At 70.2% G+C, this 23,641-nt stretch carries 25 protein-coding genes; 9 read left to right on the top strand and 16 right to left on the bottom strand.

Annotation, left to right across the window (positions count from 1 at the left end; translation table 11 throughout):
• The first annotated feature begins 30 nt into the window (after positions 1 to 30).
• Positions 31 to 432, top strand: coding sequence for a PPOX class F420-dependent oxidoreductase (locus N8I86_RS38385; protein ID WP_073898860.1), 402 nt, complete (start codon positions 31 to 33; stop codon positions 430 to 432).
• A 65-nt stretch (positions 433 to 497) separates the two neighbouring features.
• Here N8I86_RS38385 and N8I86_RS38380 read toward each other — a convergent pair whose 3' ends face one another.
• A complete protein-coding gene (locus N8I86_RS38380; RefSeq protein WP_073898862.1) occupies positions 498 to 743 on the bottom strand; it encodes a DUF5133 domain-containing protein in 246 nt (81 codons plus the stop codon).
• 440 nt (positions 744 to 1,183) lie between these two features.
• Here N8I86_RS38380 and N8I86_RS38375 point away from each other — a divergent pair, with 440 nt between their 5' ends.
• Together N8I86_RS38375 and N8I86_RS38370 are read left to right on the top strand one after the other, a co-directional pair.
• A complete protein-coding gene (locus N8I86_RS38375) occupies positions 1,184 to 1,684 on the top strand; it encodes a hemerythrin domain-containing protein (protein ID WP_263280289.1) in 501 nt (166 codons plus the stop codon).
• A gap of 107 nt (positions 1,685 to 1,791) precedes the next feature.
• Entirely contained in the window at positions 1,792 to 2,184 is a 393-nt protein-coding gene (locus tag N8I86_RS38370) for a DUF2267 domain-containing protein (protein WP_073898866.1), read from the top strand.
• 63 nt (positions 2,185 to 2,247) lie between these two features.
• On the opposite strand, the gene N8I86_RS38365 is transcribed toward N8I86_RS38370, so the two are convergent.
• The 3 genes from N8I86_RS38365 to N8I86_RS38355 form a co-directional block, all read right to left on the bottom strand.
• On the bottom strand, positions 2,248 to 2,673 hold the full coding sequence (locus N8I86_RS38365) for a DUF6003 family protein (protein WP_073898868.1): 426 nt from the start codon (positions 2,671 to 2,673) through the stop codon (positions 2,248 to 2,250).
• Positions 2,674 to 2,837: 164 nt separating this feature from the next.
• Complete coding sequence (locus tag N8I86_RS38360; protein ID WP_263280288.1) at positions 2,838 to 3,335, bottom strand: hypothetical protein; 498 nt, start codon at positions 3,333 to 3,335, stop codon at positions 2,838 to 2,840.
• Positions 3,332 to 4,648, bottom strand: coding sequence for a hypothetical protein (locus N8I86_RS38355; RefSeq protein ID WP_263280287.1), 1,317 nt, complete (start codon positions 4,646 to 4,648; stop codon positions 3,332 to 3,334). The genes N8I86_RS38360 and N8I86_RS38355 overlap by 4 nt, the downstream gene beginning before the upstream one ends.
• 624 nt (positions 4,649 to 5,272) lie before the next feature.
• On the opposite strand from N8I86_RS38355, the gene N8I86_RS38350 reads away from it, so the two are divergent.
• Both N8I86_RS38350 and N8I86_RS38345 read left to right on the top strand, forming a co-directional pair.
• Positions 5,273 to 5,716, top strand: coding sequence for a hypothetical protein (locus tag N8I86_RS38350; protein ID WP_263280286.1), 444 nt, complete (start codon positions 5,273 to 5,275; stop codon positions 5,714 to 5,716).
• 369 nt (positions 5,717 to 6,085) lie between these two features.
• Complete coding sequence (locus N8I86_RS38345; RefSeq protein WP_073898875.1) at positions 6,086 to 6,880, top strand: bestrophin-like domain; 795 nt, start codon at positions 6,086 to 6,088, stop codon at positions 6,878 to 6,880.
• Positions 6,881 to 6,925: 45 nt separating this feature from the next.
• Here the strand turns inward: N8I86_RS38345 and N8I86_RS38340 are convergent, their stop codons facing one another.
• The 3 genes from N8I86_RS38340 to N8I86_RS38330 form a co-directional block, all read right to left on the bottom strand.
• A complete protein-coding gene (locus N8I86_RS38340) occupies positions 6,926 to 7,753 on the bottom strand; it encodes an alpha/beta fold hydrolase (RefSeq protein WP_263280285.1) in 828 nt (275 codons plus the stop codon).
• Between the two features lie 300 nt (positions 7,754 to 8,053).
• The gene (locus tag N8I86_RS38335; protein WP_263280284.1) at positions 8,054 to 9,247 is read right to left on the bottom strand and encodes a CapA family protein; all 1,194 of its coding nucleotides are present in this window, start codon (positions 9,245 to 9,247) and stop codon (positions 8,054 to 8,056) included.
• A 267-nt stretch (positions 9,248 to 9,514) separates the two neighbouring features.
• Positions 9,515 to 10,186, bottom strand: coding sequence for a DUF4097 domain-containing protein (locus N8I86_RS38330; RefSeq protein WP_263280283.1), 672 nt, complete (start codon positions 10,184 to 10,186; stop codon positions 9,515 to 9,517).
• Positions 10,187 to 10,462: 276 nt separating this feature from the next.
• Between N8I86_RS38330 and N8I86_RS38325 the strand changes: the two genes are divergently transcribed.
• On the top strand, positions 10,463 to 11,134 hold the full coding sequence (locus N8I86_RS38325) for an SMI1/KNR4 family protein (protein ID WP_263280282.1): 672 nt from the start codon (positions 10,463 to 10,465) through the stop codon (positions 11,132 to 11,134).
• 55 nt (positions 11,135 to 11,189) lie between these two features.
• Here N8I86_RS38325 and N8I86_RS38320 read toward each other — a convergent pair whose 3' ends face one another.
• From N8I86_RS38320 to N8I86_RS38295, 6 genes are all read right to left on the bottom strand, one after another.
• A complete protein-coding gene (locus N8I86_RS38320; protein WP_263280281.1) occupies positions 11,190 to 11,732 on the bottom strand; it encodes a hypothetical protein in 543 nt (180 codons plus the stop codon).
• Positions 11,732 to 12,904, bottom strand: a complete 1,173-nt coding sequence (locus tag N8I86_RS38315) for a hypothetical protein (RefSeq protein ID WP_263280280.1) — start codon at positions 12,902 to 12,904, stop codon at positions 11,732 to 11,734. The genes N8I86_RS38320 and N8I86_RS38315 overlap by 1 nt, the downstream gene beginning before the upstream one ends.
• A gap of 837 nt (positions 12,905 to 13,741) precedes the next feature.
• Positions 13,742 to 14,947, bottom strand: coding sequence for a cytochrome P450 family protein (locus tag N8I86_RS38310; protein WP_073898885.1), 1,206 nt, complete (start codon positions 14,945 to 14,947; stop codon positions 13,742 to 13,744).
• Positions 14,944 to 16,176: an MAB_1171c family putative transporter gene (locus N8I86_RS38305; protein ID WP_263280279.1), complete on the bottom strand. Its 1,233-nt coding sequence runs from the start codon at positions 16,174 to 16,176 to the stop codon at positions 14,944 to 14,946. Before N8I86_RS38305 ends, N8I86_RS38310 begins: the two co-directional genes overlap by 4 nt.
• A gap of 3 nt (positions 16,177 to 16,179) precedes the next feature.
• Positions 16,180 to 16,764 carry a toxin gene (locus tag N8I86_RS38300; protein ID WP_263280278.1) on the bottom strand — a complete coding sequence of 195 codons (585 nt, stop codon included), beginning with the start codon at positions 16,762 to 16,764 and terminating at the stop codon, positions 16,180 to 16,182.
• 139 nt (positions 16,765 to 16,903) lie between these two features.
• Positions 16,904 to 17,422 carry an XRE family transcriptional regulator gene (locus N8I86_RS38295; RefSeq protein WP_143611393.1) on the bottom strand — a complete coding sequence of 173 codons (519 nt, stop codon included), beginning with the start codon at positions 17,420 to 17,422 and terminating at the stop codon, positions 16,904 to 16,906.
• Positions 17,423 to 18,764: 1,342 nt separating this feature from the next.
• On the opposite strand from N8I86_RS38295, the gene N8I86_RS38290 reads away from it, so the two are divergent.
• Positions 18,765 to 19,079: a helix-turn-helix domain-containing protein gene (locus N8I86_RS38290; protein WP_263280277.1), complete on the top strand. Its 315-nt coding sequence runs from the start codon at positions 18,765 to 18,767 to the stop codon at positions 19,077 to 19,079.
• 549 nt (positions 19,080 to 19,628) lie between these two features.
• Here the strand turns inward: N8I86_RS38290 and N8I86_RS38285 are convergent.
• The 3 genes from N8I86_RS38285 to N8I86_RS38275 form a co-directional block, all read right to left on the bottom strand.
• Complete coding sequence (locus tag N8I86_RS38285; RefSeq protein ID WP_263280276.1) at positions 19,629 to 20,057, bottom strand: hypothetical protein; 429 nt, start codon at positions 20,055 to 20,057, stop codon at positions 19,629 to 19,631.
• A 417-nt stretch (positions 20,058 to 20,474) separates the two neighbouring features.
• A complete protein-coding gene (locus N8I86_RS38280; protein WP_073898897.1) occupies positions 20,475 to 20,774 on the bottom strand; it encodes a hypothetical protein in 300 nt (99 codons plus the stop codon).
• Between the two features lie 80 nt (positions 20,775 to 20,854).
• Complete coding sequence (locus N8I86_RS38275; protein WP_143611395.1) at positions 20,855 to 21,331, bottom strand: hypothetical protein; 477 nt, start codon at positions 21,329 to 21,331, stop codon at positions 20,855 to 20,857.
• Between the two features lie 244 nt (positions 21,332 to 21,575).
• On the opposite strand from N8I86_RS38275, the gene N8I86_RS38270 reads away from it, so the two are divergent.
• Both N8I86_RS38270 and N8I86_RS38265 read left to right on the top strand, forming a co-directional pair.
• The gene (locus tag N8I86_RS38270) at positions 21,576 to 22,505 is read left to right on the top strand and encodes an ABC transporter ATP-binding protein (protein WP_263280275.1); all 930 of its coding nucleotides are present in this window, start codon (positions 21,576 to 21,578) and stop codon (positions 22,503 to 22,505) included.
• Positions 22,502 to 23,326, top strand: a complete 825-nt coding sequence (locus N8I86_RS38265; RefSeq protein WP_073898903.1) for a hypothetical protein — start codon at positions 22,502 to 22,504, stop codon at positions 23,324 to 23,326. The genes N8I86_RS38270 and N8I86_RS38265 overlap by 4 nt, the downstream gene beginning before the upstream one ends.
• Positions 23,327 to 23,641: the final 315 nt, after the last annotated feature.

Here is a 23,641-nt window from a genome sequence, read left to right as displayed (position 1 = left end):
GTGACCGGCGATCGCACAACGGAGGAACGGGTGCCCGTCCCGCTCGGCGAGGAACTGGTGGCGCTGCTGCGCCGTCCGGCCACCTGCTACCTCGCCACCCTCATGCCGGACGGCTCCCCCCAGCTCACCCAGACCTGGGTGGACACCGACGGGCGCCATGTGCTCATCAACAGCGTCGAGACCCATCAGAAGACCCGGAACATCGCCCGTGATCCCCGCGTCGCGGTGGCCGTCGCGGATCCCGCGGATCCGGCGTCCTACGTCCAGATCCGCGGCCGGGTGACCGAGGTGCGCACGCAGGGCGCGGTCGAGCACATCGAGTCGCTCTCCCGCAGGTATCTCGGCGGCCCCTACCCGTGGTTCGGCGGCCGCGACCAGGTCCGCGTCATCCACGTGATCGAGCCGGACCGGATCAGCGGCCCCCGCGGATAGCGCGCGCGGCGCGGGCGCTCCACTGGGTGGGGGCTCTTCCCTGCCGGGACGGCACTGCGGAGGGTTCAGGCGGCCAGGGCCCGGCTCGCCGCGGCGGCCGTACGGCGCTCCGCCCGCAGCTGCTCCAGGAGGGCGTCGGCGGCGGCGAGGGCCTGGTCCACCGATCCCGTGGACGTCAAGGCGCACAGCCGGGCGGAGGTCTCCTCCAGTTCCCGGCTGGAGCGGCCGGTGGGCTGCAGGTCATGACGGAAGCGGGCCTCGGCGAAGCGGGCCAGCACTGCGCGCAGTTCCTTCTCCGCCGGCAGCAGCACAGCAGCAACCCCTCTCGTGCGGCGGGCCGTCACACGGTCCCGCGACCAGCGCCGAGCGCACCCCTGTGGAAGGCGGCACCCCGGTCGGACGGAGCGGATACACGCTCCGGGACACCGTGTGCCCCCGCCGGATCACCGTATGCACTTCTTCCGCGACGCTCCGCGGACGACACGCTCCCGCCGCGCCCGGTCCGGCCTCACACGGGCGCCCGTTCCCGCGACTTGACGGGTCCGGTGCCCCCAACGCGGGTCAGGGGCTGGGACGCTGCGGGCCGGGGCTGCCGGTGAGAGGCACGCCGCTGCGGGCCGGCCGCGGAAGGCGGGCCCCGCCCCGCGGCCCCGGTGACCAGCGAAGACTGGGCAAAAGGGGCAAAGTGTGGAATTTGTGATGATGGTGCGGGTAGCGGAGGTGAAACCCACTCACGTAGGGAGGCGCATCCATGCACCCCGCCCAGGATGTCGTCGAGTTGATCCTCGAGGACCACCGCACGCTGGAGGACCTCCTGCGCCTGATGCGCAGCACCGAGGCCGACCGCTCCGCCGCGCTCCACGACTTCGCGCATCTGATGATCGCGCACGGTGAGGCCGAGCGGGCCTCGGTGCACCCGGTCCTCCTCACCTGCTTCGAGGACGACGACACCGTCGCCCACATCGAGACCGCGCACCAGGAAGCCGTCAAGGTCCTCTTCGCGCTCCTGCGGGTGCGCGACCTCGCCTCCGCGGAGGGGGAGTGGCGGCTGCAGCAACTGGCCTGCGCCACCGGCCGCCACACCGACGAGCAGGAGCGCACCCTCGTCAACCGGGTGCGGGAGACGCTCAGTCGGCCCTGCCGGGAGGAACTCGGCGCCGGCTACGCCAGGACGAGGGCCGACCTGCTGGCGGCACGGTGCGGCAGCGTCGCCCATGTCCACCGCCTGGTGCACGCCACCGCCCCCGTATGAGACCCCCGCCCGCCGCGCACCCGGGGGCCTCGGGACGGCGGGCGGGTCACCGCACGGGCACGCGCACGGGCCACCGCCGAGAAGAGACGCGACGACTAGGAGCCGTCATGGACTGGAGTCTGGGCACCTTCCTCACCGAGGTCACCGAACGCGCGGGCTACGACCGGCCCCAACAGGGAGCCAGAGCCGTGCAGAACGTGCTGGAGGTCCTCGGCGCCCACCTGGTGGGCGACGACCGCACGGACCTGGCCGCCCTCCTGCCCGCCGGATGCGCGTCCCTGCTGACCGCGGCCGAGCCGGCCAGCGAACCGCTGACCCCCGCCTCCTTCGTCGAGGCCGTCGCCGACCGCAGCGACACCGGCCTCGCCGAGGCCCGGCGCGAGATCGACGCCGTCCTGCCCACCCTCGCCCGGGCCGCGGACGACGCACTGCTGCGCCGTCTGCTCACCCAGCTGCCGCCGGGCCACGCCGGCCTGTTCGGCTGCACCGACCCCGGATGACCGGCCCGGGGACCCGCGAGGGCCGGCCGCCCCACGCCGCGGGGACGGCGTGGGGCGGCGCGGTCAGTCGCCGACGGCCTGGACGATGTCCAGCGGGTCCAGACCGGTCAGCTGCGCGATGCGCGGCGCGGGAATGCCGGCGGTCAGGGCCCGGTGCACCAGCGACTGCCAGTCCTGGGTGGTGTCCCGGAAACTGAGCAGCTCCGACTCCATGTCCGTCACGGACCTGGGCGCACAGGCGTGCTCCACGCGCAGTGTCTCCTCCTCGCCGAGCGGCACGGGCAGCCGCTCGGCCTCCTCGGGGACCAGCACCGCCGCGCCCGCCGGGACGATCCGGACGCGCTCGGAGGAGGCGGGGAGGCCGTGGGCGTGGAGCCAGCCCAGCACCGCGGGGCTCTCGGCGCACTCCAGCCCGCCGACCGCGGACAGGGCCGCCCCCAGCAGCGGATGACGTTCGGGAAGCACGAACAGCAAGGCATCGTCGGCCATCGCCAGGACACCCCTTCTCAACAGAAGCCGGGCAGGGACCCCATGACTATCGCCTCCGGACGCGCTGAGCCCGCACCAGCATTGCGCACTCACCCGAGCGGGGGCTGGACCGCTTGCCTGTACGCATTCCCGCACCGCGCCACCACGCCGGCCGGGCTGCGGGATCACGCCGGCCGCACCGCGCCACCACGCCGGCCGGGCCGCGGGGCGGACGGCCGGCACACACCCCGGCTACCCGGACCGTCCCGGCGACAGGTCGATGGGCCGCAGACCCCGGCCAGCCGGGCCCGCACCGCGGTACGGGCCCGGGCCCCAGCGCGCACCGCGAGGGTGGCACCGTCGGTGCCGGCGGTGACGTCACCGGTGACGATCAGCCCCCGCACCGCGCGGCTTCCCGCCGCGAGCACGTACCAGGCGCCCTTCGGGGACCGCCAGTTCGCGTGGACGACGACGTGCTGCCCGAACCTGCCGCACGCGCCGGTCGCCCGCGCCCTGGCCACGACGCGGGCCTGTTCGCCCGTGCCCGCCCCGGCCGTGCGCAGGGCCACCGCCACCTCGCCGGGACCGCGCCAGGTGTCGGCCCGCGCGCACGTCCACACACCGGGCCCGGCCCCGTCGGGCAGGTCCTGCTCGGCGAAGTCCCAGACGTTGACCGCCTTCACCCCCGGCCCGTGCGGCAGGCCGACGGCGCAGCCCGTGCGGGCCCAGGCGAGCAGGGCGGCCGGGCCGGTGGCCTCCCGCGGCTGCCGCGCCGGCGCCCCTGCCCGGGAAGGGGCGTGTAGGTCAGGTGCACGGCGGTGAGCTCGCCGAGGCCGGCCAGCAGGAAGGCGTGGTGTTCGGCGATCCGCGAGGAGGAGCGCAGCTGGAGCACGGTACGGCTGCCACAGCCGGCGCCGGCACCGGGGCGGGGACCAGGGCCGAACAACGGGACCGGCGCGGTCACCCCGTCGCCGTCCACGGCGAGCGCGCGGGCCGGGGTGTCGGGACGCATCAGGTCGCGGGTCCACGACGCGGCCACCCAGGGCGCCAGCAGGTAGCGCACCCTCTCGCCGGAGGTGTCCAGGGCGACGGCGGCGGCCGTCGTCACGTCCGCGTCGTCCACCCGGGCCAGCACCAGGGACCGGGCACCTGAGGCAGCCGCCTCGCGGTAGCGCGCCAGACGCTGACCGTCGTACAGCAGCACCACCGTGCCGCCGCCGACCGGCCCGGCGTACAGCAGGTGCGGTGCGTCCAGCGGCGGGCCCGCCGCGGTGCCGGCACTCCGGCTGATCCGCGTGGCGTGCCCGTCCCCGGCCCACGCCGTCAGCGCCCGGCGCAGCAGCGCCCGGTCCCTCACGAGCCGGCCGCGCGCGGGCCAGGCCGTGAAGTCCACCCGGGAGGTGGCGGCCCACGCCCCGGGAGCCACCCGCACCACGTCGTCGACGGCCGGCGCGGGCCGGGACGCACGGTGCGCTCCGGCCCCCGCGCGCACGGTGGGGGCACCGTCACTGACCACCAGCGTCACCACGGTGATCAGCGCCACCAGTACGGCGATTCCCGCCAGATGCACGCGACGGCGGCGGCGCAGCAGATCGCTCGGCCGGGCCCGCACCGTGCACGGGTCGAACTCCTCGGACGCGAGGACCCCGGCGGCGCCGGAGTCGAGGACGGCGTCGAGATCGAGCGCCGCGCGCAGTTCGGCCTCGACGCCGCCGAACCCGGCCGCTTCCAGGACCCCGCGGGTCTCCGCCTCGGTCAGCCGTTCCACCCGCAGCAGGATGAAGGCGGCCCGCGCGGTCGCCGACAGCTCCGACAGCGCCCGGCCCAGGGCGAGTTCGTCGGCTCCGCCCGCGCGGGGCAACAGCCGCAGCCCCCACACCACGGGCAGCCGGGGCAGCAGCATCCCCGGCGGCGGGACGCGGCCGGGCCACAGCGGCGGCCGCCGGGAGAGGGCCAAAACCTCGCGCAGCACCGGCACATACAGCGACCGCGACATGGGCGGGGCGTCGTCCCGGCGGCGCGCGGCGCGGGCACGCCGGACGCCGCGGCGGGCAGGGTCCGCTGCACCAGCGCGTGGGCGAGCAGAACCCGCCGGTGCCTGCCCAGGGCCGTGGGCAGGACCAGATACGCCAGCCGTACGAGATCGGCGTACCGCTCGGCGAGCCGCTGCTCGGCGTGGAGCAGGCCGCGGGTGGAGACCTTGGGCAAGCGGCGGAGCAAGGACGAGACCATCAGGCGGGTGCCTTCCGCGACCTAGGAGGTGGGGCCCGGCATTCCGGCAAACGAGTGAACCCGCCTGCGGTCACCCGCCGCCGCCCCGCTCCGGCCGCGCCCAGGGCCGCGGCGGCCCGGGGCCGACCGGCGGTGCCGACGGGCAGGCCCGGTGGTCCCCGTCGTGGTTCACACGGCCACCTCCCGGTGGCCCCCGCGGCGCGGCGTGCCTGGCCCCGGTACCTGGGATCCGCCGTTCAAGATCCACATGGCAGGATTCGGAACGACCAGCACGACAGGCACGACTTCCCTGCCGGTCGAGGGGCTTCCTCGCCGGTGACCGGACCGCATGCTCGTGTGACCCCGCCGGGCCCCTGACCGGGCCCTGAACAGACAGGCAAGCACCGGCATGACCGCACAGTGGTACGTCCTCATCGAGGAGGACACCCGGGTGACCGAGCACGTCGACGGCTCGGAACTGAAGCTGCACCGCTGGATGCTGGTGGGCACCCACCCCATCGACGGGGACGAGGCGCAGGCCGTCGCGGCCGCCGAGGACGCGGCCCGCAACTACACGCCCGGCGTCCTGGCCCGGCACGCCCGGCCGGGCGACGAACCGGCCCGGCACGCCCTGCTCACCCGGGACGGAACATGGGTGGTGCTCGTGCGCCAGCGCCACCGGGAGTGCCACCTCCGCGTGAGCGTCGCCCGGCTCATGCACTCCACCCAGGAGAAGGAAGCCCCGCCCAAGTCCCTGAAGGACACCCTCCGCAGCGCCTTCGAGGCCCCGCGGCCCGCGGCGAAGCCCTGGGCACCGCCCGCACAGACCCGGGACACGACCGCACAGGCCTGAGACACGACCGCACAGACCCGATACGCGACCGCAAGCCGCGCCCGCGCGACGGTGTGCCCGGACGGCCTGCCCGGGGGGCTGCCCGGACGGCCGGGTCGGCCACGGTCCGCACGGCTCGGCGGCGGCCCGGGGTGAGCCGCCCGCCCGGGGGTATCCGCAACGGTGGTGGAGGTGGGTGGACACGCGGCGGCACGGCAGCGACGACCGTGCCGCCGCGCACGGCACACACCGGCCCCCGCAACGGGGGCTGGGGCGGGAACGCCGCTCACTCGATGGTGTGCACCGCCCGCCCGAACTCCCCGCCCCCGCACCGCTCACGCGCCCGCACCGGCACGAAGGGCGCCTCGCCGCGCCCTAGACTCCGCGCCCATGTCGTCGCTGTGGCTGCTCAACCATTTCAGCACCTTCACCCTCGCCGTCGTCGCCGTCGGCGGGACCGTCCTGGTGGCCGTCACCGGCAGTGTGCTGCTGCGCCGCCGCTATCCCTCAGTGGCCCGCGGCGAGCACAACGACATGGTCGGGGTGACGCTGGGCATGTTCGGCGCGATCTACGGCATCATCCTGGCGTTCGTCATCGTCACCCTGTGGACGCAGATGGAGGACACCCAGACCATCGTCGCGTCCGAGGCCACCGACGCGGCCCTCATCGCCCGCGACGCCGCGGCCTTCCCGGCACCGGTGCACGCCCGCCTCGACGCCAGTCTGAGCGGCTACGTCCACGCGGTCGTCGAGGACCAGTGGCCCCGGATGCGCGCCGGGCATCCGAGCTACGGGGCCACCGAGAGCCACCTGCGGGCCGCCTTCGAGGCGCTGCAGACCTTCGACCCCAGGAGCGGACGCGAGGAGGTCTTCTACGAGGAGGCCGTCAGCCATCTCAACGACGTCGCCTCCCAGCGCCGCGCCCGGCTGACCATGGCCGGACAGGAACTCCCCCCGCTGCTGCAGGTCCTGGCCTTCGGCGGCGCACTCGTCCTGGTCCCGCTCACGTTCCTCTACGGCATGCGCAAACTGCGGGTCCAGCTCCTGTTCGTCGCCTCCGTCGCGGGACTGGTCGGCTTCAGCCTGCTCCTGGTCTTCGTCCTGGACCGGCCCTTCGCCGGCGAACTCAGCGTCAGCCCGGCCCCGTACCGGGAGGGAGCCCTCGCCCAGTACTGGAGCCGGTGAGCCGGCACCCGATCCTCGGGGCCCGCGCCCAGGGGTGAGGCGCCGTCACCGCGAGGCGGTCGCCCGGGCGGCCTGCTCGATCACGCGGGTGACGGCGCCGGGGTGGGAGACGGCCATGGCGTGGGAGGAGTCGACCTCGGTGATGTGCGCCCCGGCCCGCTCGGCCATGTGGCGCTCGGCGGCGGGAGGGATCGTACGGTCGTTGCGGGCGACGGCGTACCAGGAGGGCAGGGTGTGCCAGGCGGCGTGCTCGCTGCGGGCGTCGAGCGCCGAGGCGTCGATGGGGCGCTGCGCCGCGGCCATCGCGCGGGCCTCGGCGGGGGGTACGTCCGCGGCGAAGACGGCGCGGAACTTGTCGGGCTTGACGTACAGGTCGGTGCCGGTGCTGCCGTCGGGGCGGGGGTAGGGCAGGGGGTTGAGGGCGTCGGGCAGCTCGCTGCCGGGATAGGCCCCCAGGATGTCGTTGGCGCTCTCGCCCTTCTCCGGGGCGATGGCGGCGATGTAGACGAGTGCCTTGACCTGCGGGTTGGCGGCGGCCGCGTCGGTGATGACCTCGCCGCCGTAGGAGTGGCCGACCAGGACGACGGGGCCGGGCACGTTCTTGAGCACGTTCGCGAGGTAGGCGGAGTCGCTCTTGAGACCGCGCAGCGGGTTGGCGGGGACGACGACGCGGTAGCCCGCGGCCTGGAGGCGCCGGGTCACCTTGTTCCAGCTGGACCCGTCGGCGAAGGCGCCGTGCACCAGGACGACGGTCGGCCTGGCCGGCTCGTCCGCGTGGCGGGGCGCGGCCGTCGCGACGGTGGGGGCGGTGCCGGCGACGACCGCCGCGGTCGCCAGTGCGGACAGCGCGAGCAGCCTCATGGGGGAGTTCATGGCGTGTTCTCGGTTCCTGTGAGTCGGGAGCGCCGCACCGCGGTCGGCGGCCGGCGCGTCGAGCACCTGGGGGCAGGCGCGGGGGAGGGCGAAAAGGGGTGGCTCGCTCTCCGGCCGCGCGTCCGTCCTCCCTGCGGGGGAAGGTCGGGGGGTGCCCCGACCCGAATCAAAGCACACAATTAAATTGTGCACAATCTAAATGGCGCGGGCCGGGCGCTCCTGGGCCGGGCGCTCCTGGGCCGGGGCGCTCCTGGGCCTGCGCCCCGATTGGTGTGCCGACTGGTGCCCCGACTGCGCAGGCTAGGGGTGCCGGATCGTTCCGTCGTCGGCGATACGGGCGGCGTGCGGGCCGAAGTCCTCCTGCGACAGGCCGGCGACGAGGCCGATCCCGTCGCCGCCCGGCTCCGGGGTGCCCGGCGGGACGAGTTCGGTCGGGTGCAGGCGTCCGGAGGCGTAGGTGCCGTCGGCGTGGAGGGTGACGTCGAGGACGCCGCTGGTGGAGAGGATGCCGCCGAGGCCGAACACCTTGTAGCCGGCGAAGTTGCCCAGGCTGTAGGCGATCAGCCGGCCCTTGTAGAACTCCATCCCGCGCATGACGTGCGGGCCGCTGCCCACCACGAGGTCGGCGCCGGCGTCGATCACCGCGCGGCTGAAGCGGTGGGCGTCGCCGCGGTCCTCGCCGAGGAAGTACTCGGTGCCCGGCTCGACATGGGTGTGGTCCGCGCCCTCGGCGCCGGCGTGCATGGTGACGACGACGATGTCCGCCATCGCCGCGGCGCGGGCGGTCAGCCGCTTGGCGGCGGGGAGGTCCGTGAGGTCGGCGGACCCCTCGTCGGGGGCGAACCCGAGCACCGCGACGCGGAGGCCGTGCATCGGCTGGAGGGTGATCTGTCCCGCCCGGCCGGTGAACGGCAGGTCCGCGGCGCGCAGCGCGGCGAACGTCTGGCGCCGCCCTTCCGCCCCGAAGTCGTCGATGTGGTTGTTGGCCAGGTTCATCACGGTGAAGCCGGCCTTCTTGAACCAGCGGCCGTAGGACGGCGGGGCGTTGAACGCGAAGCAGTGCGTACTGTCGTCGTCGCACTTGCTGGTCCCGCCGGTGGTGAGGGTGCCCTCCAGGTTCCCCAGGACCACGTCGCCGGAGAGCAGGTCCTGGACCGGGTCGAAGAAGGAGGCGCCGTCGTCCGGCGGCAGGTCGTCGGGCAGCGTGCCCATGACGACGTCCCCGACCGCGGCGATCCGCACGCTGCCGGTGGGGCGCGGTGCCGGGGGCGCCGCCGCGGGGCGCGGGGGAGCCGTGCTCCGGACCGTCCGCGGGGGAGTGCCGGCGGAGGCGGCCGGGGCCGGTTCCGCCGGGCCGTCGCGCAGAGCGAGCCCGGCGACGATCACGCCGGCCCCCGCCATACCTCCGGCCGCACCGAGGACGAGCCGGCGCCACCGCACCGGCTGCCTGCGCGGCCCGTGCCGCCGGGGACCCCGCTCATCGGACGTGATCACCGGCTCATGCTACGAACCGGACCCTTCACGACCGCGCAAGGACGACGACGGCGTGTTCCCGGCGCCGCCGTGCTTCCCGCCCGACGCCCCTCGCCGCGGGGGGCGGAGCCCGGTCACCGGTCGGGCGGCTTGGGGCGAGGGCCGTCCCCTCCTCTCTTCGCGGCCCCGGAACCGAACCCCGACCGCTCGTCGGTTGGTGCGGTGGTGCGGACTTCCTTCCGGGACGATCGGGCTCGACAGGGGCCGGCTCGGTCATGGGACGCTCCCTCACAGGCTGCGGGCGTCGATGTCGCCGTAGCCGGTGGACGCGTGGATGGTGAGGCCGGCGGCGGCGCCGTCGGTGTTGGCGAGCGCGTTGTGGATGCGGCCGTAGGCGGTGCCTGCGTCGAGGGTGGCGGAGGTGCCGCGGGCGGCGGTGACGGAGATCCGGCCGTGCTGGGTGCGCAGGGTGAGGGTGCCGCGGTGGGCCTCGGTGACGGTCAGGTCGCCCTTGTGGGTGCTGAGGTCGGCGGGGCCGGTGAGGCGGCCGAGGGTGATGTCGCCGGCCTTGAGGGTGAGGCGGGCTTCGTCGGTCTCGTCGAGTTTGACGGTGGCCTGGGCGGCGTCGAGGGTGACGTGGCCGAGGCGTCCGACGCCGCGGAGTTCGGTGAGGGCGGCGGTGGCCTTCAGGTGGGAGCCGGCGGGGAGTTGGACGGTGATCTCGACGGATCCGGGGGTGCCGAGGGCGCGGTGGGCGGGCTCGCGGGCGGTGATGCGCAGGACGCCGTCGTCGTAGCTGACGTCGATCCGTTCGGCGGCCTTGATGTCGCGGCTCTTGGCGGGGTCGGCGGGCAGGATCTCGACGGTGGTGTCGGCGCGGTCGGCGGCGATGAGCCGGATGCGTCCGGCGGGGATGTCGAGGTGGGCGGTCACGGGGGCGGGGGTGGCGAACTTCGGCATGGCGGAACTCCTCGGTCTTCCGGTGCGGGCCCCTTCGGCCCGCTGTTTCTGACACCGGAAACGCTACGTTGCATTCACCTGCTGGGCGACAGTCTTGTTGCCCTAAGTCCCCGTATTCACAGGGTGATGCAGGGAAATCATTGCAACAAGTGGGAATCTAACGCAACAGCGTGGGCCTGAAGTCGTTGCAATGGAATGCGGTAAACGCTAAGCCTTCTCAGCTGCCAGGACCGTGCGGTTGCCGGAGAACGGCATGAGCCCCATAGGGTCGCGGGTATGACCGACGATCAGCAGCAGGAGCAGGCCGCGGCGGGCGCCTGGGCGAGGATCGAGGGGTGGCTGGGGCAGCACGCTCCGCGTTCCTACCGGATGCTTCCGCCACCCGCCCCGGAAGCCGACATCCGTGAGGTCGAGCAGGAACTCGACCTCACCATCCCGCCGGGCCTCAAGGCGTTCTACCGCCTCCGCAACGGCACCGGTCACCCCGCCGACTTCGGCTGGACACCCGCACCCGATGCCGGGCTCGAGCCGCAGGGACAGGGAACAGCCTGGCTGCTGCCGAGGAAGCATGCGGTCCCCCCGGTGCAGCATCTGCCGTACTGGGACGAGGGCCCCCACACCATCGGCATGCCGGGCGACCCCGCGATGCGGTACCTCGCCTTCGCCGCGACCGACCGCAGCGGCCTGTACGGGCTGTTCATGGACTGCACCCCGGGACCCGGCTACGGACGGATCGGAACCTTCGAGGAGGCCGGCATCCCCAAGCTGGGCGCGTGGCCGTCGTTCGCCGACTATCTCATCGAAGTCGCCGATGCACTGTACGAGAACCGGGGCGTGGAGTACGCGGACGGACGCCAGGACACGAAGGTGCCCGGTCTCGTCGACCAGGCCTTGGCGTGGGACAGTCCGGCGCATCCGCGGGATGCGGACTGGACGCGCTGGGCATAGCACCGTGGCCGGAACACCACGAGGTGCTCCGGCCACAGAACCGGTCAGGGGGCGGTCAGTTGTCTCCGCCGACCTTCTTCCAGGCACAGACCGTGTCGGCGTTCTTGCAGTGCTCGAAGCCGGGATCGCCGATGAAGAACCCGTCCTTGTCGAGCAGCCGCATCTGCGGGACGAACTTGATACCGAGGTCGCGGAAGGCGCCCGTGTTCTGATCCGTTGGCACGGAGGCGCGACCACACCTTTCGTTCCACTTCGGGCCGGTGTAGCCGTCGCAGTTCTCGGCAAGCAGTCCCCACGTGCCGCCGGTCAGCGGCTTGGTGTAGAGCTGTGCGCAGTCCTTCCCGGAAGCGACCTGGTTCGGGCCCTTCGGCATGCCGCCGCTCTGGTAGGTACTGGCGGGCGCGTACTCGTCGCACGAGCCGCTGGGAGTGGCGGGGTTGGGCTTGAAACCGTTGGCCCCCGTAGGGCAGACGATGCCGCGGCTGTCGTCATTGGTCCAGTCACCACCGTCCGGATCGGCATTGTTGCCGGGGCCGAGGTAGGTGACGAGGGAGTCCCACTTCCGGCTGCCGGGATGGGAGGGGAGCTTCTCCTGCATCAACCAGTAGTAGGCACCGGCCGCCGGGTAGAGGTTGGTGTCGACCGTCCAGGTGGGCTTGAAGTAGGGGAAGACGCAGCCGGTCCTGATGCTGCCCCCTGCGATGTCGTCACAGCGCGGCGCCAGCTCGCGCACGCGGACGTCGCCGCTGATCCGAGCAGGCTCCAGCCGAGGTCGAACTGCTCCTTGCCGGTGCTGTTCCAGATCGTCTGCACCTTCGCGGTCATGGCGTACGGGGCGCCGACTTCGCCGACCGCCCAGTGCGGGGTGGTGTTGAGGCCGTCGTCGCTCGCCCACTGCACCTGCGAGCTGGTGCAGTCCTTGCAGTTGTCGGACGCCTTCCAGGTGAGGTGAACGCCCTCGGTCGCGTCGTCGATCCGCGTCGGGACCACGGTGAGCTGCTGGTCGAACTCGGTCCGGTCCGTGCCGGTGTCGGATTTCTTGTTGTACAGCTTGATCTGCTGGGACAGCGCGAACGTGGCGGTGCCGAACCTCGGCAGTTCATCGGCGTCGACGAAGATCAGGGTGGCGTAGCCGACGTTCTTCAGGCACGCCTCGGTCCGGTTCATGTAGTCCTTGCCGTCCGGCTTCGAGGCACACCACGGGACGACATCGGCGCCCCGAAGAGCCTGCCTCATCGCCTTCTTGGTGACCGCCGCATCGTCGGGAGTCGGCGCGGTACGGCTGATCCGGATGCACACCTTGCGGCCCTGGCTGTCCGGGGCGGAGCATGGGCGGCCGGCGTCCGGGCCGCCGCGTACGCCCGTGACGGGGCCGGGATCGGTGCGGGTGACTTCGACCGGAGTCTGCGCGAGCGAGTCGATGCCGGAGGCGGCCTGTGGCGCCGGGAAGGTGACGTACGGCTTCTCGGCCGGCGGAACGTTGATCCTGAAGGTGGAGTACGGCGACCAGTCGCTCTCGTACACGTTGCTGGTGGCGTCGTACCCGGAGGAGCGGACCGCGTAGGTGACACCGTTCTTGAGCTTGCCGGCGGGAACCGTGACAGAGGCCGGTTTGCCGGCGGCCACCTCGCTGGAGACGAGGACGCCCCACTGGTTGTCGTCGGTGAGCTTGACGACCGTGGCGGTGGGCTTGCCGCTGGAATCGGTGGTGCGGACCTCGAAGGTCGCGGTGGTCTTGTGGCCGCTGGGAGCGGTGACAGTGTTGCGCAACGTGGGTGTCGTGGTGGCGGTCTGCCACACGCCGCTCTTCTTCGTGAACGGCGGTCCGACCTCGGGGCCGTCGGGAGTGTTCGGCTCGGCGGCCGCAACTGCCCGTGCGCCAGGGCCGTGCACCGGCGGCGGGCCCTCGGAGCCGGCCGCGTAGCCGGCGCCGGTGGCACCGGATCCGATGACGATTGCGAGGATCGCGCTGAAGGCTAAGTGACGTCGTCTTGCGGTGGGCGGTATCACTCGATGACCTCTCTGCGGGAACAACTGTGCGATCCCAGCAGGCGCGTGCGGCGAGAACCATGGCCGTCATCACGGTTTGAGCGAGGACGGAAAGAGATGAGCCACCGTGGACGCCCGCCCGCCAAGGCTGAGAGCCTCTCGCAAAAGCCTGTGGGTACGCGAGACAGATGGAGGCCGGGCCAATCCGCCATGCGTCGGCTGCACCAGGAGGCATCGGGCAGCGGCCCACCACGGGCCGCGGCCAGACGCGTGGCTCGGGAACGAGCGCGGGCTGGGACCGCACCAGGGCCGCGTATATGGACGACCTCGCCGCCGGTCGGCACCCAGGCCTCCGCAGGAGCCGTCGCTGTCACTCAGGACAGCCCGAACGTACCCAGCGGCGATGAGTTCGGATCGTCGCTGACCATCTGTGATCTCTACCAGGGCGGCCGCCCGGACCTGGCCGTCGGCGGTGGGGGCGAGGACGGCTACCACGGCGCTGTGCGGGCGCTGCCCGACCGCGGTTCCCGCCCGGCCATAGACCGTACATTGTGTGCGGCAGGAGCGTCGGCCGTGGTCGTGCGCTGCCCGCACGAGGCGGGCAGATGAAGGCGACCGCTAGATCCCGACCGGTGCATCCGGCTCGGTGCGCGACCGCGTCCGCACGGGCAGGCTGCGGAGCCCGCGTTTATGGAAGGAGGGCAGCCAGGGCAGCTCGTCCGCTGGTACGGCGAGTTCCAGCTCGGGGAAGCGTCCGAGGAGAGTGGTGACGGCGATCTCTGCTTCCAGCCGTGCGAGCGGGGCGCCCAGGCAGTGGTGGAAGCCGTGACCGAACGCCAGATGGACGGGGAGGCGGTTGGGGTCGAAGGTGTCGGGCGAGGGGAATCGACGTTCGTCCCGGTTGGCCGAGGCGATGGAGATCCAGACACGGCCGCCGGCCGGGACCACGGTGCCGCCGACGGGTACGTCCTCCAGGGCGAAGCGGCGCACCCCTAGGGGAAAGGGCGGGTTCCAGCGCAGAGTCTCCTCCACCACGGCTCGCAGGGGCAGCGTTCCTTGTCGGACGTCGTCCATCAGACGAGGGTGCAGGAGCAGGGCGAGGACGGTGTTGCCGATGAGGTGGACGGCATTGTCGTAGCCGGCGAACAGCATGAGGAAAGCGAGGGAGAGCAGTTCCTGCTCGGTCAGTGCTTCCCGCTCGTCGCGGGCATGAGTGAGCATCGACAGCAGATCGTCGGCCGGATGGCGGCGCTTGTCGCGGATGACGGCGGCCAGGAACTGGTGCATCTGCCGCATCGCGGTGCGTGAGGCCGCGGCCGCGTCGGGCGCCGGCGAGAGCAGGGTGTCCGTCCAGGTCCGAAAGTCGTGACGGTCTCGCTCGGGGATGCCGAGCAACTCGCAGATGACGTGCATGGGAAGGGGCACGGCCAGGGTCTCCATGACGTCCATGCGCACGCCCTGCCCGGCGGCGAGGAGACCGGCGGCCGTGGCCCGGATTCCGTCGGCCAAGCTCTTGATGTGCTGTGGTGTGAAGGCCTTCGCGACGAGCCGGCGGACGCGGGTGTGGTCGGGCGGATCCATGTTCAGGAGATGGGCATCGAGTTCGGGCGGCATGGACGACTGGTAGTCGCCTTCGACCTTTGCGTTGGCTTTGTCCAGGGAGAACCGTGCGTCCGCGAGGGCGGCCCGGGCCTCGGCGTAGCGGGTGATGACCCAGACCGGCTGTCCGTCCGGGGTGGAGGTGCGGTGGACCGCGGACGCCTCACGGAGCCTGGCGTAGGCGGCGACGGGGTCCGCCACGAGGCGGCGATCGAACAGTGTCATGACTGCGTGCGGCAGTCGTGGGCGGTCGCTGTGAGGCGTGCGAGGACAGCCGGGACGACGGGGGAGAGGAGCGCCTCGGCCACCCGTACGAGCCGCGTGGCTTCCTTGGCCAGGTCGCCATCGGTGGACTCGCGCACGTCTGTCTCGGACCGCAGCGGCAGCTCTCGGCCGACCACGTGCGCCTGGAGAGCCGCGGCGAGTTGCACGGCCTCCACAAGTGCCTCCGCCTGGATGCCCGTGATTCTGCGGCCGGTACACTCCTTGCGCGTCAGCTCACTGATGGCGGTGTCGTAGTGCGGGCGCAGTCTCATCTCGCCGTCGAGGATCTCGATCACCTGACGGTTCTGGTAGAAGCTGAGCTCGCGGGCCAGTTCGAGCCGTGAGGACGGCGGAGGGACAAGCACGATCTCCGGAAAGGCCCGCGTGATCGCCTGCCACAGCGGATAGCGCCGTTGGAAAGCAAGGTAGCCAGATATCCACGACGCGGTCGTGCTCATCCCCACACCCCACACGGGCATGGTGAAGCCGATGGCGAAGAGGGCGGCCGCAGCGCTGGCGAACATGGGGGCGACCACGGAGCTCACCGAGTCCAGGGGGGAGTCTCCGGCCACGTCCCAGGCCAGAGAGACGGCCTTGGGCAGGCAGTAGCCCAGGCCTGTGACGGCACCGGCGGTGATGACGCGGAGGCCCCCTCGTAGCCACGGCCTGTCGACCATTGTGGAGTAGCGCCAGCACATGAGGATCAGCCCGATCATGCTGACGGTGAACAGGCACTGGTAGGTCAGGAGGAACTCAGTGATGTAGGGCGTGCTGGCGTAGTGGACGTCGAAGTCGACGGGATGTTCCGTGTCGTTGACCGTACCGAGGAAAAAGAAGGTGACCATGGCCACGATCGTGGTGACGGCGTATCCGACGATGAGCCGGTGACGGAGGCGGATCTTGGACTGCGTCGACGACCAGCTTACGAGGAGGGCGAGGAACGACGTGAGGCAGACGGCCACGCAGGTGTAGATGATGAGGGTGGCGATGTTGCGCTGACCGAGCAGTGCGTCGAGGCGTACATAGACCGGGGGAGTCGCGAAGAAGAAGGGTGCGGCGAACGTGCTGATCGCCAGGCACAACAGTTGCAGCTCTCTGTTTCGCCAGTCCCTGGAAAGGTCTTTCAGTTTGACGGCGAAGGCGCTCCAGGTGATGAGCGACAGCATCCCGTAGACGACGATGAACAGCATCGGTCACACCCTTCGTCGGGAGCTTCGCTCGAGCGAGCGCTCCAAATGGCTGACAAGGGCGGTTACATGTGGGGGAGAAGCCGTTGCTCGCCGGGGGGCCGTGCCGTCGGCCCGGAGCGGAATCAGTGAAGCTATGAGTTCGGCGGCCTTTTCCTCGTTACGGTCGTAGTGGGTGCGGCCAAGGACGACGCGAACTAGCGAAGGATCGATGTTCGGCAGGAGGAGTCGGCTGATTTCCGCCTCCTCCGCGGGAGTTGCCTGATGGCCGAAGAGCATGTGGCCGATCTCGTGGAGGACGATGTGCCTCTGGTGGGCCTTCCGGGTGTTTGCCTGGTAGATGACGTAATCCACGTCAGGAGTGGCCACCCACAAGCCGCACGGGCCCCGGTCGGCGGGTAGCGGCATGGACAGCAGGGAGATGGGCCGGCCGCGACGCTCTTCCAACTGGTCGACGAGTGCGTTGATGTCGAACGGCTTCGGAAGGTCGAGTCGCCTCACTATGTCGCTGCAATAGCGGCGTAGCTCCCTGTCGTTCATCCTCGCTCTTCCCGGAAGATCAACGGCCCACTGCCATTGAATGAAGGTCACGTCGCGGTACCCCCCTTGTACCGCGCGGCGGCGTGAGCGCCGGCCAACCGATGGGCCACAAGGTCCTACTTCAGGGCACCTCCGCCGGCCGGTGCCTACCGCCATACACCATCACACCAGCGGCGCCCGTCACGGTTCCCTACATCCGCTGCCGCTTGCCGGCATGCCGCAGGTGCTGGATCACCGGGACGAGAGCTTCGAGGGCCTCATCGTCCAGATCGGCAACTGCCCGCAGGGCGATCTGGCGGGGATCGGTGCCCTGTGCCTTGAGCGCGTCCAGGAGGTCGAGGTCGATGCCGACCTGTGTGGCGACTGCGTCGTCGGCGAAGTAGGCCAGCGGCACGCCGAAGAAGGAGGCGAGTGCCCCGAACTGCTCATAGCTCGTGGGGTCCCAGGTACCGTTGCGCAGCCGTTCCACCTGCTCCTCCGTGATTTTCCCGCCGCGCTCGGCGATGGCTTCGGCGACTTCGTGGGAGTTGTAGGGGCCTCGCTCCTTGGGATGGATCGTCTCGAAGAGCCGGTTCAGTCTCGCGGACAGGTTCACCGCGGCCGGCGTCGGTTGAGCCGCTGGGCCGCGGCTGCCCGCACCGGCCGCCTGTGTCGCAGGAGCGTCCTCCTCCAGGAAGAAGCCGAGTCTGACGCCGAAGACATTGGCCAAGGCTCGCAGGCTGTCGACCCCTGGGTTCTTGACGACCCCGTCCCGAATATTGGCGACGGTCTGATGACTGATGGTCGGGGCTCCCGGGTGTGTCTTCGCGTGGTCCCGACTGCGCCTGGCGATCTCGCGTTCACTCCCTGGGCCTTGTCCGCCCGGGTGCCTGGCAAGGATCAACGCGTCCAGTCGCTCCGCAATCAATCCTCGTGCGGCGGGTGTGCTCTCACCCATGTCCCTGATTCACCACTCTCTGGCGGACGTGTCTAATGCATTTGACATTCCATCATCTCGGGCCAGCGTCGTCTAGCAGGCTTGACAGTGACTATGTGCTTCCGGCTAGGGTCACAGTGTCATGTCCAACGGGCCGAACACAGAGCCCAGTTGACAGACAAGCAGACGCTCGACAGCAGGCGTCAGGAAGAACCGATGGCGAGACCTTGAGCAAGGGCAGGGGCGGTTGCCGCACAGGCGACTTCACAACGCTCGACCGCTGCCATCGCTCAGGCTCCCGATCGCGCGCTCGTCGGAGACCGACCACCTCCGCTCGCGAGCCCGCCGTGGGATGCGCTACCTGCTCGGTGCAGGATGCCTCGGCGCAGGGACATCGGCCGCAGCGACGAAGTGGGGGAAGGATGCGAAGGCGCGGCGAAGAGCACAGGAGCCTTGCGCGGGGCTGCCGTCCAAGGACGGGCGGGTGCCTGGTGACGCTGCCTCCGCACCCCTGCAGCACCGCCTGGCCGGCACCTGCGGAGCTCGCAAGCCGGCGCGCTCCCCACTCCGTACGGCCCTCTGGGGTGAAATCCCCGCCGGTGAGCTCACCAGGCAGTAATTCAGGCATGCCGTGAGGCATTCGGGTTCGCTGCCCGGCATGCTGCGGGGCGTTCAGGGCGGCAGCGCTACGCGCATCGACATGTGCGATGGCCGCCCCCACGCCACGAGGATCTGCGATCTGCGGTATGACTCGCCGCTCCCCAGCGAGTAAGACGACGCGGCTGGGGACGGGCCGTCCGGTCCCAAGGGTCTGGGTGAGCACGGCCAACGGCTGTGGGCATTGCCATCTGTGTCGATCCCTTCCGCTGGCGCCTGGCCCCACTGGTGGGATCCATTCTGCACGGAAGACGATCTCGGGAGCGGCCGGCCGGGCCTGCTCCGCACGGTGTGCGGCCGTCCGCAATGCGCTGACGGGGACCATCCGCGCTGAAAGGGAGTCGGCGGACCATACGCCCGCACGTCAGGAAAACGTAGGAGGGATGTTGTGGGTTCTTTTGCCAGGGGCCCGCCGTACGGATGGTGCAGACGGGGGTAATACAACTGCATACACACGGGGAAAGGTCAACTGACTGTGTTGGAAAACTCTGAAAATGCAGAGGAGTTGGGCGGTGTCTGTGCGCAGATCGACATGGAAAATATCTCCCAGCCGCCGGCTCCCGGCGACCCCTCTGCCATCAGCGATCTCACGCCGCGTGAACGTGAGGTGCTTCTGCTGCTTGCGTGTGCCGCTTCAAATCGGGACATCGGCCGGAAGCTCGGCATAGCTGAACGAACCGCCAAGGCCCACCTGACGAGCATTATGACCAAGATCAGTGTCAGTTCGCGCACCGAGGCGGCTCTTTTTGCTTATGCGTACCACCGCTGTATCGCGCGGTTCGACACCGCCTGATCGTATGCGTAATGCTGTGGCGTCCTCGGGTGAGAGGCAAGTGCCGGGGACGCCGGTGCGGGTCCCGCGCGCAGAAGATGTCTGCTGAACGGCCGCTGTAGCCTGCTGCGGGCAACCGGTAAAGGCGCGACTGTGAGGAACGACGAAGCCGCCACCAGACGAACGCATCCTCGATGAGGGTGCGCGCCTGGCGGCGGCTGCCCGGACGCGGGGGGAACGCTCCGGGTTCAATGAGCGGTGCCTGTCCGGCCGGTGTGCTGATGGCCGTGTGCCTGACCAGGGCGGTTGGGGGAATCCCGACAGGCGGCGCTCAAGCTCGTGGGGGCGGAGGCGTCCTTCGCTGTCGGTCCCTGCGTCTGCGCGGTTGCTTGCCGGGCGGGAACAGACAGGAGAGCAGGATGCCGACTGCGCCGGCGATGAGGAGGGCAGCGGTTTGCTGTGCTTGGCTCATGGCAGGGTACGGAATCCGTTCGGGCCGACCAGGGCCGGGACGCGGCAAGCACGTCCCGGCCGAGGATCACTGGGTGACCGCGCCGTTTTCGGCGGGTGTCACTTCTTCAGAAGAGTGATGACGATCTCGATCAGCTTCTTTCCGCCGATCTCCAGAACGATCCGAACGGGGTTCTCCGGCTTGAGCGACTTGACCCACTTGACGAACGCCGCGTAGCCCTTCTTCGCGGCGTTCCTGGCCTTCGTGTACTCCTTGGCCAGGTACTTCTTGATGTAGGCCACGATGTCCTTGGCCGTTTCGAGAAGCGCAGGGTCGACAGCGCCCTTCGCGGTCACCGTTTCGCCCTGCCGGGAGGTCAGTGCCGCGGCGATGGCGTGCATCTGAGCAGGACTGGCGGCCGCCTCGACCTGCACGGCGGATACAGCGGGAGTGCGGGAGGCCTCGACGGCGCTGGCCATCGGAGCGGCGACACCGAGCGCGAGTGCTGCGGTGACAGTGGCAGCGGCTATGCGCAGCTTGCTGTTCACAGGAAAGACTCCTCAGTCGAATGGTCCGAACCAGCTTGGGTCTGCACAAAGGCAAGGGGGCAGACCGTCGCCGCTTCATCGCAGAGATCGAATCGATCACTGAGGAGTTTTCCGTGACGAGCCTCGGCACGGTATTGAATCTTTGGGCATGAGCCCTTTGGGGCAGCGAGCCCAGGAATTGGGCAAGGAGGCGAAGCTGCCGCCGCCCCCGGGCAGCGGCCACTTGGCGACTGGGAAAGGCAGTGGGCCGTGGAGCGCGGTGCGTTCCAGAAAATCTCTGCCGCGAAGTGACAAAGACAGCACGATCCAGGAGAGGAAGCGCGCAGTCAACTCCTGCCGGTCGGACGCTCATCCGACCGGCAGGGTGCTTTGACGGACCGGTCGTCTTCTCCGGTGCCGGATGACGCCACGACGGCACTAGTGGCCGAAGGGGATACCGTCGCGATGGAAGACATACAGGTATGCGCCCATGATGAACAACGCGATGAGCAGGCCGGGGATGCGAAAGAGTTGCCTGTGGAGGCCCTTGAGTAAGGATCGCGCGGCCACCGGGACTATTGCGATCCAGCCCGCGAAGTAGACGCACCAAGCAGCCGTTTGGGCCGCGTCGGCTCGTCCGAGAAAGGCAATGGCGCCGGCCAGGATGGCGATGAGGGCCGGAACTGCCCACCAGACGTTGTCGTTCGTCTGTTCCGCTTCGCTCCGAGTGTTGTTCATGTCTCCTCGCATAAAGCCGCAGGGCAACGGCCCCCACCGCGGCTCTCAGTGGGGGCTGTCAGATCATCGCACCGTACGGCCTACGCGTGGTGGTAGACCCAGGTGACGACGGACCAGATCACATCGGCGGAGGAGTAGAAGCCACTGGCCTTCAGCACCCACTTGATGGGGCTGTACCACTTCATGTTGTCGATCTCGTGGCGTATGTAGCGAACCGCCTTGGTCTTGCCCAGGTGGTAGACCTTCTTGGAGTTCTTGACGAGCCACTGCCACGCGGGCTTCGACTTCTTGATGAGCGCAATGATCTTGCCGATGTTGACGCCCTTGGCCACCACCGACGAGCCCTTGACCTCAACGCTGTCGGCCACACCGTTGCTGCTCATGGTGCGGGCGACAGCGCGGGCCTCGGCGTTGCTGCCGGTCGTGATGACCTGAGTCGCGACGGGTGCGCGGGTCACCGTCTCGTGCTGAGTGGCGGCCTGCGCGGTGGTGCTGGCGAGGCCGAACGCAGTGGCGGCGACCACAGTTGCTGCGGTCAGACGCAGTCTGGTGTTCACTTGGGACTCCCATGTCGCTTGCGGGCATGGGGCATTCACCGCAACAGGGTGAAACCCCCTGTACGCCCAGGGCATTGGGCGTACAGGGGCCATCTTCGTCAGGCTGTCCCCACGGCGGGAATCGGATCTTCGGGCATCCGACGTTTGTGCAATGCCGGCAGGCGCCGTCACAGGGGGGCCGAGGGCAACCCGGTGCGACCGACAGCCGTCCTTTCCCGCGGAATGCGGACTGAAATTCCCGACGATGAACGAGGTGTTCGTGAAAGACGTTCTTGTCCAGGTGTGCGAGCTCAGGCGTACATTCGGAAAAAAGCGAGTTCTGGACGGTGTATCCGTGGACCTGCGCGCCGGATGCGTCACCGGTTTCGTCGGCTCCAACGGCGCCGGCAAGACGACCACCATCAGGGCCATGCTCGGCCTGCTTCCGGCCGAAGGGCACACGCTGTACCTCGGCCGCCCTCTCACCGCCTGGCGTGCCCCCTCCCGCATCGTCGGAGCAGCATTCGGCGGGGTGGCAGGTCACCCGAAGCACCGCGTACGCCACCACCTGCACATGATCGCTGCGGGAGCCGGCGTACCCGACCGGCGTGCAGACGAACTGCTGGACCAAGTCGGCCTGCGGGAAGCCGCCGGCCTGCGGCTTTCGGCGCTGTCGCTGGGCATGTCGCAACGCGTCGGCACCGCACAGGCACTGATCGCCTCTCCTCGCGTCCTGATCCTGGACGAGCCCGCCAACGGCCTCGACCCGCACGCCGTACGCTGGCTCCGCGACTTCCTGCGCACCCTCGCCGACGCAGGCACAGCCGTTCTCATCTCCAGCCATCTGCTGGCCGAGATGCAGCAATTGGCCGACCGGGTGGCCGTCCTGTCACAGGGCAAAGTCGTCGCCGAAGCCGACATGAGCGACCTCCTGGCCTACGCCGACCGGCAGTCCGTCGTGCAGATCCAGTACGCGTCCGACGACGCTCCCACGCTCGCCGGACTGGCTCGCCGGCAAGGCTTCGCACTGCGCCGCACCGGCCCGGACACCGCGGACATCACCGGCATCAGCAGAGAGAAGCTGGCCCGCCTGTGCCTCGACCTCCGTGTTCCGTTGTTTCAACTGTCCGAGAACCGGCCCAGCCTCGAAGACTCCTACCTGACCATCGCGCACGAGGAATTCAAGATCACATGAACACTGCGGTGAGCTCTCACACCCCTACCGACGTACAGCCCTCCCCCGCACAGGCATGGTGGCGCGCCTGTCACTACGAGCTGCGCCACCTGGCCGCGCTGCGCTCCACGTGGATCCTTGCGGCGATCGTCACCGTCATCGCGCTCTGGGTGCCCTTAGCGGCCCCGTTCATCATCAACTCCTCCAAGGACACGACCGACCCGGCGCTGGTGAACTCGGTGCAGTGGACGCCAAGCCTCATGCAGATGCCCAGCCTGGCCGTCTACCTCCTCGTCCTGGGGACCGGCCCGGTTTCGACAGAGCTGATGCGCGGCGCGAGCCGGACCACGTGGCTCACGGCGGCTTCCCGCAGCTACGCCTTCTGGGCCAAGTGCGTTGTGGGTGCCGCGATCGGCATGCTGGTATCAGCCCTGAGCTGTCTTCTGGAAATCGGCGGCCTCGCTGTCGCGGCGGCGGCAAAGGGCGTCCACCAACCGCTCTGGACGCAACTCCTCGGGGCCGCTGCCCGACTCGACCTATGGATGGCTTGCTGGATGCTGCTGTGCACATCAGCCTCGGCACTGATCCGCAACCGGGTCGGCCCGGTCTTGGTGCTGCTCCTGCTGCCGTCGCTGGGCGAGCGCCTTGTGAGCACGTTGGCCGGAGGAATCCCCAGCATCGGTCCCGACAGGGTGGCTGACTGGCTTCCTTTCGCCGCCGGTCAGCGGATGCTGACGGCGCACACCGCGCGGGACGCCGTCCTGGGCGGCCTGATCTTCATCGTCATCACGGCGGTGGCCGCATTGGCTGGGCATGCGGCATACATACGCAGGGCCGGCTGACTCGCGACAGTCCGGCGTGGCGGCCGCCGGGGAGATGCACCCGCAAGACGACGGCCTTGAGTTCGGCGAACGGCGCGAGCGACAACGGGAGGACGTTCGTCGCCCGATGTCATCGGCCTTCTTCCGGAGACTTCCGCGTCACTCACCCCGTCCCGTTGCGGCGCACCAGCCGGCCGCGCCCGGTCGAGCGGATGCCTGTCCGGCCGGTGCATCCCCTGATGCCTCGCCGCCCCCACGGCACTACGGGCCGGAGCAAGAACCGGAGCACTGGCGACAGATACGTCTTCCTTCCTGCGACCTGCCCGAACAGGTGAT

The sequence above is a fragment of the Streptomyces albidicamelliae genome (genome assembly GCF_025642175.1).
Lineage (GTDB): Bacteria > Actinomycetota > Actinomycetes > Streptomycetales > Streptomycetaceae > Streptomyces > Streptomyces albidocamelliae.
The sequence above is the reverse complement of the archived record's forward strand: the minus strand, read 5'-3'. Positions and strand labels throughout refer to the sequence as shown.